10 protein-coding genes and 3 pseudogenes are annotated in these 13402 nt (G+C 70.2%); 4 read left to right on the plus strand and 9 right to left on the minus strand.

The genetic code is table 11. The features are described from left to right. Nucleotides 1-341: RICIN domain-containing protein (locus AQJ91_RS42965; protein WP_199848173.1), on the plus strand; the 341-nt coding region annotated here is incomplete at its 5' end. Between the two features lie 334 nt (nt 342-675). Beyond that, nucleotides 676-867: a hypothetical protein gene (locus AQJ91_RS42970; protein ID WP_067033876.1), complete on the plus strand. Its 192-nt coding sequence runs from the start codon at nt 676-678 to the stop codon at nt 865-867. Nucleotides 868-900: 33 nt separating this feature from the next. On the opposite strand, the gene AQJ91_RS42975 is transcribed toward AQJ91_RS42970, so the two are convergent. After that, nucleotides 901-3168 carry a glycoside hydrolase family 97 catalytic domain-containing protein gene (locus AQJ91_RS42975; RefSeq protein ID WP_067033879.1) on the minus strand — a complete coding sequence of 756 codons (2268 nt, stop codon included), beginning with the start codon at nt 3166-3168 and terminating at the stop codon, nt 901-903. 426 nt (nt 3169-3594) lie between these two features. Here AQJ91_RS42975 and AQJ91_RS56865 point away from each other — a divergent pair. After that, nucleotides 3595-3824: pseudogene (locus AQJ91_RS56865) on the plus strand (ISL3 family transposase); the annotation flags it as partial. A gap of 556 nt (nt 3825-4380) precedes the next feature. Further along, nucleotides 4381-5808 carry a glycoside hydrolase family 43 protein gene (locus tag AQJ91_RS42985; RefSeq protein WP_067033885.1) on the plus strand — a complete coding sequence of 476 codons (1428 nt, stop codon included), beginning with the start codon at nt 4381-4383 and terminating at the stop codon, nt 5806-5808. A 182-nt stretch (nt 5809-5990) separates the two neighbouring features. Here AQJ91_RS42985 and AQJ91_RS54160 read toward each other — a convergent pair whose 3' ends face one another. From AQJ91_RS54160 to AQJ91_RS43020, 8 genes and pseudogenes are all read right to left on the minus strand, one after another. Then, a complete protein-coding gene (locus AQJ91_RS54160; RefSeq protein ID WP_159054799.1) occupies nt 5991-6137 on the minus strand; it encodes a hypothetical protein in 147 nt (48 codons plus the stop codon). A gap of 113 nt (nt 6138-6250) precedes the next feature. Then, nucleotides 6251-7681, minus strand: coding sequence for a glycoside hydrolase family 43 protein (locus AQJ91_RS42990; protein ID WP_067033919.1), 1431 nt, complete (start codon nt 7679-7681; stop codon nt 6251-6253). Between the two features lie 1194 nt (nt 7682-8875). Further along, nucleotides 8876-9598, minus strand: coding sequence for a FadR/GntR family transcriptional regulator (locus AQJ91_RS42995; RefSeq protein ID WP_067033889.1), 723 nt, complete (start codon nt 9596-9598; stop codon nt 8876-8878). Then, nucleotides 9589-10618, minus strand: a pseudogene (locus AQJ91_RS43000) (aldo/keto reductase). Before AQJ91_RS43000 ends, AQJ91_RS42995 begins: the two are co-directional and overlap by 10 nt. 43 nt (nt 10619-10661) lie before the next feature. Further along, the gene (locus AQJ91_RS43005; RefSeq protein WP_067033892.1) at nt 10662-11756 is read right to left on the minus strand and encodes a sugar kinase; all 1095 of its coding nucleotides are present in this window, start codon (nt 11754-11756) and stop codon (nt 10662-10664) included. After that, on the minus strand, nt 11753-12385 hold the full coding sequence (locus tag AQJ91_RS43010) for a bifunctional 4-hydroxy-2-oxoglutarate aldolase/2-dehydro-3-deoxy-phosphogluconate aldolase (RefSeq protein ID WP_067033895.1): 633 nt from the start codon (nt 12383-12385) through the stop codon (nt 11753-11755). The genes AQJ91_RS43005 and AQJ91_RS43010 overlap by 4 nt, the downstream gene beginning before the upstream one ends. Further along, the gene (locus tag AQJ91_RS43015; RefSeq protein WP_067033898.1) at nt 12382-13143 is read right to left on the minus strand and encodes an SDR family oxidoreductase; all 762 of its coding nucleotides are present in this window, start codon (nt 13141-13143) and stop codon (nt 12382-12384) included. Before AQJ91_RS43015 ends, AQJ91_RS43010 begins: the two co-directional genes overlap by 4 nt. Next, a pseudogene (locus AQJ91_RS43020) lies at nt 13140-13402 on the minus strand (Zn-dependent alcohol dehydrogenase); the annotation flags it as partial. The pseudogene AQJ91_RS43020 and the gene AQJ91_RS43015, both read right to left, overlap by 4 nt.

Consider the following 13402-nt stretch of genomic DNA (forward strand, 5'->3'; position numbering starts at 1 on the left):
AGTGGCCCGACAACGGCAAGTCGAACCAGCACTGGGCCTTCCAGTCCACGGGGGACGGCTACCACACCATCACCTGCGTCGGCAGCGGCAAGGTGCTCGACGTGGCGGGGTCCTCGACGGCGGACGGAGCGCCGGTGGTGCAGTCGATCGCCGACGGCCGGGCGAGCCAGCAGTGGCAGTTGCGCCCGCAGACCGGTGGCGAGTTCGCCCTGGCCAACCGCAACAGCGGCAAGGTGCTCGACGTAAAGGGAGGCAGTACGGCAGACGGTGTCGCGCTGATCCAGTACCGCGACGTCGGCAGCTCCAACCAGCGATGGACCTTCCAGCGCGTCACCGGCTAGGGACCCGAAGGGTGCCCCTTGCGCGCTCGAGCAAGGGGCACCCCATCGCCACGTAGCACGGCATCAGACCACGCGACCTCATCGGACGCTCATCGTGCAAGGACCCCTGAGGGGTGAAGGCGGGAGAGTCTCGCCGGATGCAGCGCCGCTGTGATCGTCCGACTCGGGAGCGGCCCGCCCGGTCGTCGTGCCTCCCACGCGGGGCCGGACATCGTCGGGCTGTTCACCGAGCGCGCCGCCGAGTACCCCGCCACAGTGGCCGTGTTCGGGCGGCCCGTGCCTCGGCCGCCGTCGGGCACGCGCCGGCCCGCACCGGGGCACGCGGTCCGTCGTCGTGCCGCCGGGACTGCCCGAGAACCTCGTCCCCGACGAGCCCTGGTCCCGGCTCGAGGACGTTCCGCCGCTGACGGTCGGCGGGCTCGACGGGGCGGACGACGTGGTCACCACCGCCGCACCGCCGCCGTCACCGGGGCCGTGGCCCCCGACCACGGCCCCGGCCAGGGGGCGCAGGGTTCTGCCCCAGTGATGTCCTGCTGAATGGCTGTCTCGTTCAGCGGCGTCAGGAGACCGTGAACATCTGGTGGTCGGCGCCGTCGAAGGGGTGTTGCTCCAACTGGTCGCCCTGGGCGTTGCCCGCGGTGAGGTAGAGACCGCTGTGGCGGTTGAGGAGCCGGATACGGCCGTTGCCCGCGTCTTCCGCCAGCCATTCGTCGTTGGTGTTCGCGTTGGCTTCGTACGGGTACTGGATGGCCTTCGCGCCCGCGTCGCGGGAGGCCCACCGGATGACGACGTCCTTGCCACTCGCCTGGTTGACGATCCGCGTGTATCCGTCGCCGAGGGGCACGAACGCGAAGCGCTGGTTGGTGCCGCCGGTGCTGGACCAGCGGATGATCGCGGCGTCGTCCGCGAGGCTTCTGCCCTTCACGTCGAGTACGTGGCTGCTGCCGGCGATGGTCACCGTGCGGTTCCCGGTCGGGACGACCGGGACCTTGGTCAGCCTGACCACATGGCCGCCGCCCGCGACCGCCGGGGCGCTCAGGGTGTCACCGGCCTGGATGACCTTGCTGGTGCGGGTCAGGCCGTTGGAGCCGTCGGTGGTGATCTCCGCGTGCCAGGTACCGGAGCCGAGGAACGTGGTCGGGTAGCTGATGGTGGTGGCGCCGCCGCGCCTGAGAGCCCCGACGAACCACCGGTCGCCGTCGCGGCGCGCGATGACCCCTCCGGTGAGCGGGTCGCCCGAGACGTACTTCGTCTCGTCCCACGCGGTCGGCAGCATGCGCAGCCACCGCTGTGCCTCGGGCCGGGCCTGGTAGTCCGAGATGCGGCTGCCGGGCAGCATGATGCCGCTGTCCAGGAGTACGCCGAGGGCGAGTTCGGCGGCGTCGCTGTTCGGGTTGCCCTGCTGGAAGCTCATCGGCGAGTAGTCGGCCGGGCCCAGTGCGCCGCGAGTGAACGGAAGCGCGGCCACGTGCCCGATGTCCCGGCCGCCGGGGTATTCCTCGCCCCGGACGGCCTCGTTGGTCAGCACGTGCGGCCAGGTGCGGTGGACACCGACGGACAGGCGCGAGCCGTGCAGGTCGACCATCAGCTTGTAGCGGGCGGTGTCGGCCAGGGCCGCGTCGTACCACTGCTGACGGGCCCGGGTCTCGGAACCCATGAAGTCCATCTTGACGCCGACGGCACCCCACCCGGTGATCTTGGTGAACTCGGTGTCCCGTTCGGCGGCGGTGTCCAGGTCCTGCCAGTGGTACCAGAGCATGATCCGCACCCCGCGCTCCCGGGCGTAGGTCACGAGCTCGGGAATGATCGCCTGGTTGGCCTTCCACCCGTCGTCCACGAGAAGATAGGGCCAGCCCTGCGAGGAGGCGTAGTCGGCCCACTGCTTGAGCTTGGTCAGGTCGCGCTGGGTGGCGAACATGCCGTCCAGCCACGGCCACGCGGCGACACCCGGCTTGATCCACGAGGTGTCGGAGATCTTCGACGCGGGCGCGACGTCGTCGACCAGCGTGGACTCCACGATCGTCGCCGTGCTGCCGATGGAGGCGGTGCGCCACGCTGTGGTGAACGCGCCGGATCGCGCGATCTGCGCGTCGGCCAGCGCGACGGTGAACCGGCCGGTGCCCTGGGTGTGGGTGAACCAGCCACCCGAATAGCCACCGTCCACACCGGACTCGGCGAGCAGCACCCGCGCGCCGTTGGTCTGCTGGGCCAACATGCCCATGTCGTAGGAGCCCGTCGGGACGTCGGCGACCGTAGAGGTCACATACCCCCTCTCGTGATCGGGACTGAACACCTGCCGGGACAGCTGGGCGTCGGTCGGCAGCTCGAACGACGTCGCCTCTCTCAGCACCGTCGCACCCGACGGCAGCTCGTAGCGCAGCGCCATACCGTCCGCGGACGTGCGGACGTGCACGGTCATCTGCGAGGAGCCCTTCGCGAACACCAGTCTCGTCTCGGTCGCGGACCGCGTCCGGACGCGGGACTTCCCCGCCATGACCTCGTAGTCGTACGAGACGGGCGTATCCGTGCGACGGACGAACTCCAGTCCGGTGGTGTAGTCGGCCTGACTGGTCACCAGCCCGATCGGAGCGGGTATCAGGGCTTGGCGGCAGTTCCAGGTCGCGCCGAGCGAGAGGGCTCCGTTCGCGTCCAGCGCCACGGTGGCGCGCACGCCGTCACAGCCGGTCTGTGCGACACCGGGCTGGACCGAGGTCCAACTCCCCGGCGTGGCGGCGGATGCGGGCACCGCAGTGACCGAGGCTATGCCGGCGAGGACGGCGGCGGCCGTACCGGCGACTCGAATCCCGCTTCGTTGGAGGAGTTTCATGCGGCCTTCCGGGTGGTTGCAGGTGGTCCGCCGCGTATCGCTCGCGCCGGGAGTCGGAGGGAGACTGCCTTTACATCCCATCACTGTCAAGGGATAAGCTCCCGGATTCCGGAGCTACCTCGCGGTTAGGGCTTACGGCCCGGATTTTCATGGGATGTCGTTGGCCGGGTTAGTCGACTGTCGTGTGGAGCACGCCCGTTCGCAGGCTGCGCAAGCGAGCTCGACGCACCCGCAATGGCGCCACGAACCAGACCACTGCTCACCGGGAGTTCCGACTGACCCGCCGAGGCGCTCGCCCGCGGCCACGAGGTCACCTCCATGGCCCACACGGCCCTGCCGGACGGTGCGGCTTCGGCGTTCGTTCCCCTCGGCGCCTTCCGTCCCCGTCCGGGTCGCCGAGGCTCGGCACCGGGCGCGACGCCGGGCTGTCCGCGGCAGGCCTTCCGTGAGCAGGTCCCCGGCCTGCTGGAGCGGTATCAGCGTCGCACGCCCCGACTGGCGGGCCAACTCGGCTATGCGGTCAAAGAGTCGGCGCGCCGGGCGGGCGCTCGCCTCTCCCGGTACCTCGTTGCCGCGGTCGCGCTCGACCGCGCTGCGGATTCTGACGCGGCTGCCGCTGCCCCCGCTGCGCGTACCGCCGGGTACTCGGCGTCGACGGCCTCTGCCCTGGAGGAGTACGCGATGCATGGACGGGCCGGTTCCACCCTCCTCCGCCACCGCATACTCTTCCACAAGTCGCCACACTTAGTCACCACCGATTACGGGACGTAGCCGCTGGCTGAGCGGACCCATTCGACGAGGGACTACGGATTGTCGGATGTATTGACGCACCCCGTTTCCCTCACTTAACTTCTGCCGAGCTTACGAACATTGTTCGACATTTCGCACAACTCGGCTGAGGAAACCACAGCCCGTCTGACCGCGCCGCAGCCACGCGCGCTCCGATCGCCAACCGTCCGCCCGGCCCGCACCGCGACCGCCCCACCCGGGCGGCAGCCGTGACTTCGCCGCACAAGCCGTCACACCGCCGACCCACCGGCTCGCGTGCCTGGCCCCGCCGTCACCACGGCGACATGCACCGCACACGGGCGACACACCGTTGCCCGAATCCGCCCCTTCCGGATCGTGCGGGTACCGGTCCTGTCCCGCCCGCACCGAGACCGAGCTTCCCCCGCCACCCCGCTGGCACTCGCAGAACGACAGGAGACGCGCATGTCCGCGCTTCGCGCCCGGCTGACGGTGATATTGCTCGCCGTATGCCTCCTCTTCACAGGTCAGGCCCTGACCGCACCCCAGCGGGCGGCCGCCGCCGAACCGGGCTACCTGATGGTGCACTTCACCGGCGATTCCGCGACCGGCCAGATGTTGTACCTCGCGCACAGCACGGACGGCCTGCACTGGAACGACCTCAATGGCGGAGCGCCGGTCCTGAACTCCACGATCGGCACGAAGGGGGTGCGTGACCCCGCACTGATCCGCTCTCCCGACGGGAGCAAGTACTGGATCATCGCGACCGACCTGTGCGTCCGCTGCGGCTCGACGTACACCAATGGCAGCCCCAACTTCGTGGTGTGGGAGTCGACCGACCTGGTGACCTGGTCGAAGCCGTGGCTGCTCGGCGCCGCCGGACTGATCCCCGGCGGGCGCAACGCGTGGGCGCCGGAGGCGATCTGGAACCCCGAGACCAACGACTACGTCCTGTACTGGGCGACGAACGCCACGGTGAACGGCGTGTTCAAGTACCGCATCTACTACGCCCGCACCACCGACTTCCGCACCATCACCACCCCGCAGATCTGGATCGACCCTCCCGGCAGCACGCCGGTCGTCGACACCCAGATGACCGAGGTGCCCGCCGGTGCCGGCAACTACCGTTACATACGGGTCTCCGGCGACGGCCAGAACAACGTCGAAGGCACCAACTCGATCCTGGGGACGTGGACCAACCTCGGCAACCTCTCCAGCATCGGCCTCACCGGCAACGTGGTCGAAGGCCCGGTCTGGATGAAGTTCCGAGACCGCGACGAGTGGGCCCTCTACATCGACTACAACAACCCGCAGGGCGTACGCGAATACAGGCCGATCCTGACCACCAACCCGTTCGACGTCGGCACCTACCGGCTTCAGGATTCGGCAAACTACGACATGGGCGGCACCCCGAAGCGCCACGGCGCGATCATGACCCTCACGGCCGCCGAGGAGAGCCGCGTGCTCGCCCGCTGGCCCAACACCCCGGCCCAGCGGCTCCAGTCGTACAACTTCCTGGACCGGTACGTACGCCACACCAATATGGACGTGCGCATCGATCCCGACGTCAGCCCCGCCGACGACGCCCAGTTCCGGCTCAGGCCCGGCCTGGCAGGCACCGGAACCGTCTCCTTCGAGTCGGTGAACATGCCCGGTTACTTCCTTCGGCACTACAACTTCGACTTCCAGCTCGCCCACAACGACGGCAGCAGCCAGTTCGCCGCGGACGCCACCTTCCGCCAGGTCGCCGGCCTCGCCGACTCGGCCTGGTCGTCGTTCCAGTCGTACAACTACCCCGACCGCTACATCCGCCACTACGCCTACCAACTGCGCCTCGACCCGATCACCACCGCGACAGGACGCAGCGACGCCACGTTCTCCGTCTGGTACTGAGCATCCTCCTCTCAAGGGGTAAACGGGCTGGCCGCGGCGTCGCCGGGCGGCTACGGCCAGCAAGCCCTCGTGATGTGAGCGATTCGCCCGTTGACCAGCCAGAGTTGGCGTACGAATGGGGCCGTCCGGGCCGGGGCGAGGGAGGGCGGAGGCCCGACCCGGCCCGCATACGCCGACATGGGTCAGACCTCCGGCATGAACCCGCTGAGCGCGAAGGCCTGTCCGTGGTCGGTCCAGTTCGCCCCGTCGACCGAGGAGTACGCGCGCCAGTCCTTGGAGTCCCAGTACGTACCGCTGTTGTCGGAGCCATCGATGGCGTAGACGTACATCCGCCGTTGAAGACGTGTGCCGACGGGTCGGCCACGAACCGACCCCGCCGAAGCGGGGAAGGGGGATGCCGGCGCTCTCCCGCGGAGGCGTCGGCATCCCTGTCTGCGTCGGGTCAGTTCGTCACGCGGAAGGTGGCGTCGCCACGTCCTGTCGCGGTGGTGATCGGGTCGAGACGGAGTTGGTACGCGTAGTGCCGGATGTAGCGGTCGGGGTGGTTGTACGACTGGAACGAGGACCAGGTGGAGTCGGCGAGGCCGGCGACCTGGCGGAAGGTGGCGTCAGCGGCGAACTGGGCGGTGCCGTCGTTGCGGACCAGCTGGAAGTCGTAGTTGTAGTGCCGCAGGAAGTAGCCGGGGAAGTTCACCGACTCGAAGGAGACGGTTCCGGTGCCTGCCAGACCGGGCCTCAGCCGGAACTGGGCGTCCGGGCCGGTGATGTTCTGGTCGATGCGCACGTCGTAGTTGGCGTGCCGTACGTACCGGTCCTGGAAGTTGTACGACTGGAGCCGGTTGGCCGGGGTGCTGGCCCAGCGTGCGAGGACGCGGGTCTCCTCGGCGGCCGTGAGGTTCAGGATCGAGCCGTGGCGCTTCTTGGTGGCGCCCATGGAGTAGGTTCCCGACGCCGGAATCCGGTAGGTGCCGGGGGCGGAGGGGTTGGTCGTCGTGACCGGCATGTAACCGCGTCCGGAGGCGTACTGGTCGAGGTACAGGGTCCACTCGTTGCGGTCCCGGAGCTTCATCCACATCGGGCCCTCGACCTGGGCGCCGGTCAGGCCGATGCCGGAGAGGTTGCCCAGGTTCGTCCACGTCCCCAGGATCGAGTTGCTGCCTTCGAGGGTGATCTGGCCGTCGCCGGAGGCCCGCACGTAGCGGTAGTTGCCGACGCCGGCCGGCATCTCGATGATCTGGGTGTCGATGAGTTCCTGGGTGCCGGGGCGGTCGATGTAGATCTGCGGGGTGGTGATGGAGCGGAAGTCGCTGGTACGGGCGTAGAAGATGCGGTGCTTCGTCGCGCCGTCGAGGGGCACGTTCGTCGCCCAGTACAGGACGTAGTCGTTGGTCTCGGGGTTCCAGATCGCTTCCGGCGCCCAGGCGTTGCGTCCGTCGGGGATCGCGCCGGCGACGTTGAGCAGCCACGGCTGCGACCAGGTGACCAGGTCCGTCGACTCCCACACCACGATGTTGCGGCTGCCGTTGTTGATGGAGCCGTCCACGGTCGACCCGCAGCCCCAGCACAGGTCGGTCGCGATGATCCAGTACTTGTCACCGCCCGGGGAGCGGACCAGTGCGGGGTCGCGCACGCCGCGCGTGCCTACCGTGGAGCGCAGGATCGACGCTCCGTCGTTGAGGTCGTTCCAGTGCAGGCCGTCCGTGCTGTGCGAGAGGTACATCTGCTGACCGGTCGACCCCTCCCCGGTGAAGTGCACCATCAGGTAGCCCGGATCGGCGGCGGCCGCCCGGTCCGGTGTGATCAAGGCTTGGGATGTGAAGAGCAGGCAGGCGGCGAGCAATATCGCCGACAGCCGGGCGCGAAGCGCCGACATGTACATCTCCTGTCATTCTGCCAGGGCCACCACCGGGCGAAGAGCACCCGAATCGGGATGGCGGGGGAAGCTCGGTCTCGGTGTTGGAGGGACAGGACCGGCTGCCGCACGGCGCCGAAGGAGCCGACCGGCTCCGGGTAACGGCGTGTCCCCTGTGTGCGGTGTACTTCGCCGAGGTGACGGCTGGAGCGGGCACACCATGCCGGTTTGTTTCGCGGTGACGGCTTGTGAGGTGATGGCTCCGTTGTCGCCCGAGTAGGGCCCGTCGTGGTGCGGGGCCGGCCGGGCGGTTGTCGATTTCGAGCGCGCACCTGCGCGGTGCGGCGAGACGGTACGCGGTTCCTTCGGCGCCTGTGAGGCGCTCTTCGCCCGCGCCTCTTCGGCATCCTGTTCTCGTACGACTCCTGTTTCTCTCTTGTCCAGGCCCAGCGGCCTTCGGAGTACGGCGAAGCCAGCGGCGGCCGACCGGGTCGCAAACGCCGCCAGGTCCTGACCTCTGCCGCGCCGTGCGGTGTGCCTACCAGTGCTCGGCCGGGGGAAGCCTCCGCAGCCGACTCCCTGTCCGCCGACGCGAGTTGTCCGATAAATCGAACGACGTTCGTAAGCTCGGGCAGACGTTAAGTGTGGGAAGCGGAATGCGTCAATACCTCCGGCAGCAGTAGTCCGTGGGACCTGAAGAGGCTGGTCGCGGTCGGCGAACGTGCCACGCAGGCGTTCCTGCCGAAGCATGGCCTGGGCCGGCCGCCCCCGGCCGCTTGCGAGGACCGCGACGCGAACGAAACCGCCTGGCGGGGCAGTGCCCCGCCGGTGCGTTCGGGGGCTGTGCGGTCACGGTGTGTCGTTCCTCCGTTGCACCGGGAGCCGTGTGGGACGGCGAGGGGTTACACCGATGCACGAGCCGACGCCGGTCCACACAGGCGGCGATGTGGTCGGCGAGGGCGTACAGGAAGGGCGCAGCCGTTCGGACGGCGCGGCCCGGCCCGGGCCGCCCAGAAAGGGCTTCCTGGAGCTGCTGTTCGTGGTGGTCGAGGAGTGTCAGAAGCAGGTGGGCCACTTCTCCGAAACGGCGATCGAACGTGCCCACGCTGATGCCGGCTGCGGGTGCCACCGCGTTCGTCGTGACGGCCTCGGGCCCCTGCTCTCGGACTCGCTGGCTGACCCTCGGGCGGCCGCCGGCCCTTGCGGGTCCCCCCGTCACTCCTCGGCTGTCATGCCCCGTGGGAGGGCTTCTCCCGAACGCAGGTGCTCTCTCAGCCACAGCTCGGTGTTGCCGACGTGCAGCAGCGCGGCGGCCTGGCTGAGGGAAGCGTCGCGGGCGGACAGTGCCCGGAAGATCTCCTCGTGCTCGGCGAGGGTCCGGCCCGAGACCTGGGTGTCGACCAGACCGCGCCAGACGCGGGCACGCAGGGTACGCCCGGAGATGCCCTCCAGGAGCGTGAGCAGAGTCTCGTTGCCCGTGGCCGAGATGACGGCGCGGTGGAAGGCGGCGTCGTGAACGTTGAGCCGCTCGACGTCGTCACGGGCCTCGCGCATGGCCTCCAGGTGCCGCTCGACCTCGGCCAGCTGCCCGTCGGAGATCCGGGTGGCGGCCAGCGCGGTGGCGACCGGTTCCAGGAGCCGCCGTGTCTCCATCAGGTCCTGCAGCGCGGTCGCGTCGCCCTGCAGCAGTTCCACCGCACCGCCGAGCCCCTCCAGGAGCAGGCTCGGTTGCAGGCTGGTCACGTAGGTGCCGTCGCCTCGCCGGACCTCCAGGACCCGCGCGACGGCCAACGCCTTGACGGCCTCCCGAGCGAGGTTGCGGGACAGGCCCAGCTGGGCGGCCAGCTCCGGCTCAGGAGGGAGCCTCGAGCCCGGCGGCAGCGCTCCGCTGCGGATCAGCTCCCGGATCTGCGCTATGGCCTTGTCCGTCAGAGACACCGCGCACTCCTTCCGGGCCCGTTCTCCGCGGGCATGTCCGACCTGATGAGTCCCCGGGCGCGGAGGTCGTCCCAAAGACCTTCGGGGATGTGCTGACGGTGGAGTTCCACATTCCGTCCGACCTGTTCCACAGTCCGCATCCCGAGGGTGACATTGATGATACTGGGATGGCTGAACGGAAAGGCGACCGCTGCCGCGGGCAACGTCGTACCGTGCGCCGCGCAGACCTCAGCGATCGCCCGGGCACGGGCGACCAGGGCCGGGGGAGCCTCCTGGTAGTCGCACTTCATGCCCTCGGCGGGCCGGTCGAGGGAAAGCAGTCCTGAGTTGAACGTGCCGACGGCCACCACGCTCTTGCCGAGTTCCTCAGCGGCGGGCAGGACGTCGTCCAGCGCCGACTGGTCGAGAAGGGTGTAGCGCCCGGCCAGCGTCACGATGTCGGCGGCGGTCTCGCGCAGGAAGCGGGCGAGCATGGCCGACTGGTTCATGCCGGCGCCGATCGCGCCGATCACCCCTTGGTCGCGCAGCTCCGCCAGGGCCGGCATGGCCTCCTCGGCGGCCTGCCTCCAGTGGTCGTCGGGATCATGCAGGTAGACGACGTCCAGGCGGTCCAGGCCCGTACGTTCCAGCGTGTCCTCGATCGACCGCAGGACCCCGTACCGGCTGAAGTCCCACTGCCTGCGCAGGTCGTCGCGCACGACGAAGCCCTCGTCGTCGGTGCCCCGCGGGTGCTCGTTGGGGACGAGCAGACGGCCGACCTTGGAGGAGACGACGTAGGTGTCACGCGGCCGGTCACGCAGAGCCGCGCCCAGGCGCCGCTCGGCGAGGCCGAGGCCGTAGTGCGGTGCCGTGTCGAAGTACCGGATGCCCCTCCTCCCCGGCCGCCTCGACCGCGGCCTGCGCATCGTGCGCCGGGGTGACTCTGTAGAGGTTGCCGATGACGGAGGCCCCGAAGCCGAGTCCGGTGAACTCGACACGAGTGCTCCCGATCCTCCGGCACCCGATGCTCCGATGTGTCAACTGTTCTCCTTGAAAAGTGGGGACGGCGTGACCGCCCATGGGGTCACCTTCTGACGGCGGCCGAGCCGCCTGCCATGAGCGCCTCCACCTCGGCGAGCGAGGCCATGGACACGTCGCCGGGGGTGGTCATGGTGAGGGCGCCGTGCGCGGTCCCGTAGGCCAGGGAGCGGCTCAGCCCGGCGACGTCGAGGTTCGCCATGGGCCTGGCACCGCCCGTCGGTCCGCCCTCGTCACCGCCGGCGGTCAGCAGTCCGTAGATCAGGCCGGCCGCGAAGCCGTCACCCGAGCCGATGCGGTCCAGGACGTGCAAGCCGGACATCTCCGGGCCGCGGACGAACCCGGTACGGGCCGACCAGGCGGCCGAGGACCAGTCGTTGACCCCGGCGGAGGGCACTTCCCGCAGGGTGGTCGCGAGCACCTCGGCCTGGGGCAGGAGCCCGGCCACGTCGACGAGGGCGTCCTGCACCTCGTCCGCCTCGATGCGTACCGCCCCTGGGTACGGGCCTGCCAGCCCCAGGGCACCCACCACGACGTCGGCGTGCCGGGCGAGCCGCACGTCGACCTCGCGCGCCCGGTCCGCGCCGCCCCGGCCGTCCCAGAGACTGCGGCGGTAGTTGGGGTCGTAGGAGACCGCCATACCGTGCCGCCGCGCGGCCGCCATGGCCTCGTCCGCGACGTCCACGGTGGTGTCCGACAGACCGGCGAAGATGCCGCCGGTGTGGAACCAGCGCGGACCCGAGGAGAAGACCGCGTCCCAGTCCACGTCACCCTTCCGCAACTGGGACACAGCGGTGTGCGCGCGGTCGCTGACGCCCAGCGCGCCCCGGATGCCGAAGCCGCGCTCGACGAAGTTCAGGCCGTTGCGCGCGCCGCGGCCGATGCCGTCGTCGGCCATCCAGCGGATCAGGGAGGTGTCGACGCCACCCTGGAGGATCAGGTCCTCGACGAGTCGGCCCACCGCGTTGTCGGCCAAAGCGGTCACGACGGCCGCCCGCAGGCCGAAGCAACGCCGCAGCCCACGTACGACGTTGTACTCACCCCCGCCCTCCCAGACCTGGAAGGAGCGGGCGGTGCGGATCCGTCCCTCGCCCGGGTCGAAGCGGAGCATCACCTCGCCGAGGGCCACCACGTCGGTCACGTCGCGCTCCCGTGTACGGCCTCGGCGGTCAGCCGGCGGATCTCCTCGTAGTCGCCCCGTCGAAGGTGGTCGGCGGTGGCCATCCAGCTGCCGCCGACGGCGAGGACCGCCGGGGCGGCGAGGTAGGCGGGCAGGCGTGGAGCGCCGATGCCGCCCGTCGGCACGAACCGTGCCCGGGGGAAGGGTGCCGCGAGGGCGCGCAGCATCGGGATGCCGCCGAGCGGTTCGGCGGGGAAGAACTTGACGGTGTCGAGGCCCGCCTTCAGGGCGCGCATCAGCTCGGTGGCGGTGGCGATGCCGGGCACCACGGGGACTCCCAGATCACGGCACTTGGCGACGACTGCCTCGTCGAAGCCGGGGGAGACGACGAACCTCGCCCCGGCCGCCACGGCACGGTCCACCTGCTCGGGCGTGAGGACCGTACCGGCGCCGACGGCCAGGCCGCCGTGGGCGGCCATCTCCTTGAGTACCTGCTCGGCGTCGGAGGTGCGGAAGGTGACCTCGGCGCACCGAGCGCCGCCCGCCGCGAGCGCGTCGGCCAGCGGGCCGGCGGTCGCGGCGGAGGGCACGGTCAGTACCGGCATCACGCGGGCTCCGGCCAGTACGGGGGCCAGATCGGTGCCGGTCATCGGCCGAGCCATCCGCCGTCGACCGGCAGGATCGTGCCGTGGACGTAGGCGGCGGCGTCCGAGGCGAGGAACACAGTGGCGCCTGCGAGGTCGTCGGCCCTGCCCCAGCGTGCGGCCGGGATGCGGTCGAGGATCGCCTTGCTGCGGACGGGGTCGTCCTGCAGGGCCTGTGTGTTGTCGGTGGCGATGTAGCCGGGGGCGATGGCGTTGACGTTGACGCCGTGGGGGGCCCATTCGTTGGCCAGGGCCTTGGTCAGGCCGGCGATGCCGTGCTTGGCGGCGGTGTAGCCGGGGACGGTGATGCCGCCCTGGAAGCTGAGCAGCGACGCCGTGAAGATGACCTTCCCCTGGCCACGGGCCACCATCGACGCGCCGACCGCGCGGGTCAGCGCGAACTGCGCGTTGAGGTTGACCTGGAGCACCAACTCCCAGTCCTGGTCCGCGTGTTCGGCGGCGCGAGCGCGGCGGATCGTGCCCGCGTTGTTGACCAGGATGTCCACCGGCCGCTCGCGCCCGGCCAGATCCGCGCCGAGGGCCCGTACGGCCTCGGGATCGACGAAGTCGGTCCGGATCGCCTCGAACGTGCGGCCCGCGGCGAGGACGTCCTTCTCCACCGCGCTGCCGGACTCCTCGAGCGAGGCGCTGACACCGATGACGTCCGCGCCGGCCTCGGCGAGGGCGCGGGCCATGGCCCGGCCGATACCGCGGCGGGCTCCGGTGACGACGGCGAGCTTGCCGGTCAGGTCGAAGGCGTTCACCGGGTGGCTCCCTGGGCGTCGTCGGTGCAGTCCACGAGGATCTTCATCACGTCGCCGCCGCCCTCCAGGGCCTCGAAGGCCGCGGGCGCCTCGGTGAGCGGCACGACCTTGCTGATCAGCCGCTCGGCCGGGACGGTGCCGTCGGCGACCAGGGTGACCGCCCGCTCGAAGTCGGAGCGGTCGTAGAGCCGGGCGCCGACGAGGGTGAGTTCGCGCCAGAAGAAGCGGTGGAGGTTCACCTCGCGGGGCCGGGGGTGGA

Origin of the sequence: Streptomyces dysideae (genome assembly GCF_001514305.1) — a bacterium.
Taxonomy (GTDB): Bacteria; Actinomycetota; Actinomycetes; order Streptomycetales; family Streptomycetaceae; genus Streptomyces; species Streptomyces dysideae.

Excerpts from the sequence above, each read along its gene's own strand:
- AQJ91_RS42975 (WP_067033879.1), bottom strand. The coding sequence starts at position 3,168 with ATGAAACTCCTCCAACGAAGCGGGATTCGAGTCGCCGGTACGGCCGCC.
- AQJ91_RS42985 (WP_067033885.1), top strand. The coding sequence starts at position 4,381 with ATGTCCGCGCTTCGCGCCCGGCTGACGGTGATATTGCTCGCCGTATGC.
- AQJ91_RS54160 (WP_159054799.1), bottom strand. The coding sequence starts at position 6,137 with ATGTACGTCTACGCCATCGATGGCTCCGACAACAGCGGTACGTACTGG.
- AQJ91_RS42990 (WP_067033919.1), bottom strand. The coding sequence starts at position 7,681 with ATGTCGGCGCTTCGCGCCCGGCTGTCGGCGATATTGCTCGCCGCCTGC.
- AQJ91_RS43010 (WP_067033895.1), bottom strand. The coding sequence starts at position 12,385 with ATGACCGGCACCGATCTGGCCCCCGTACTGGCCGGAGCCCGCGTGATG.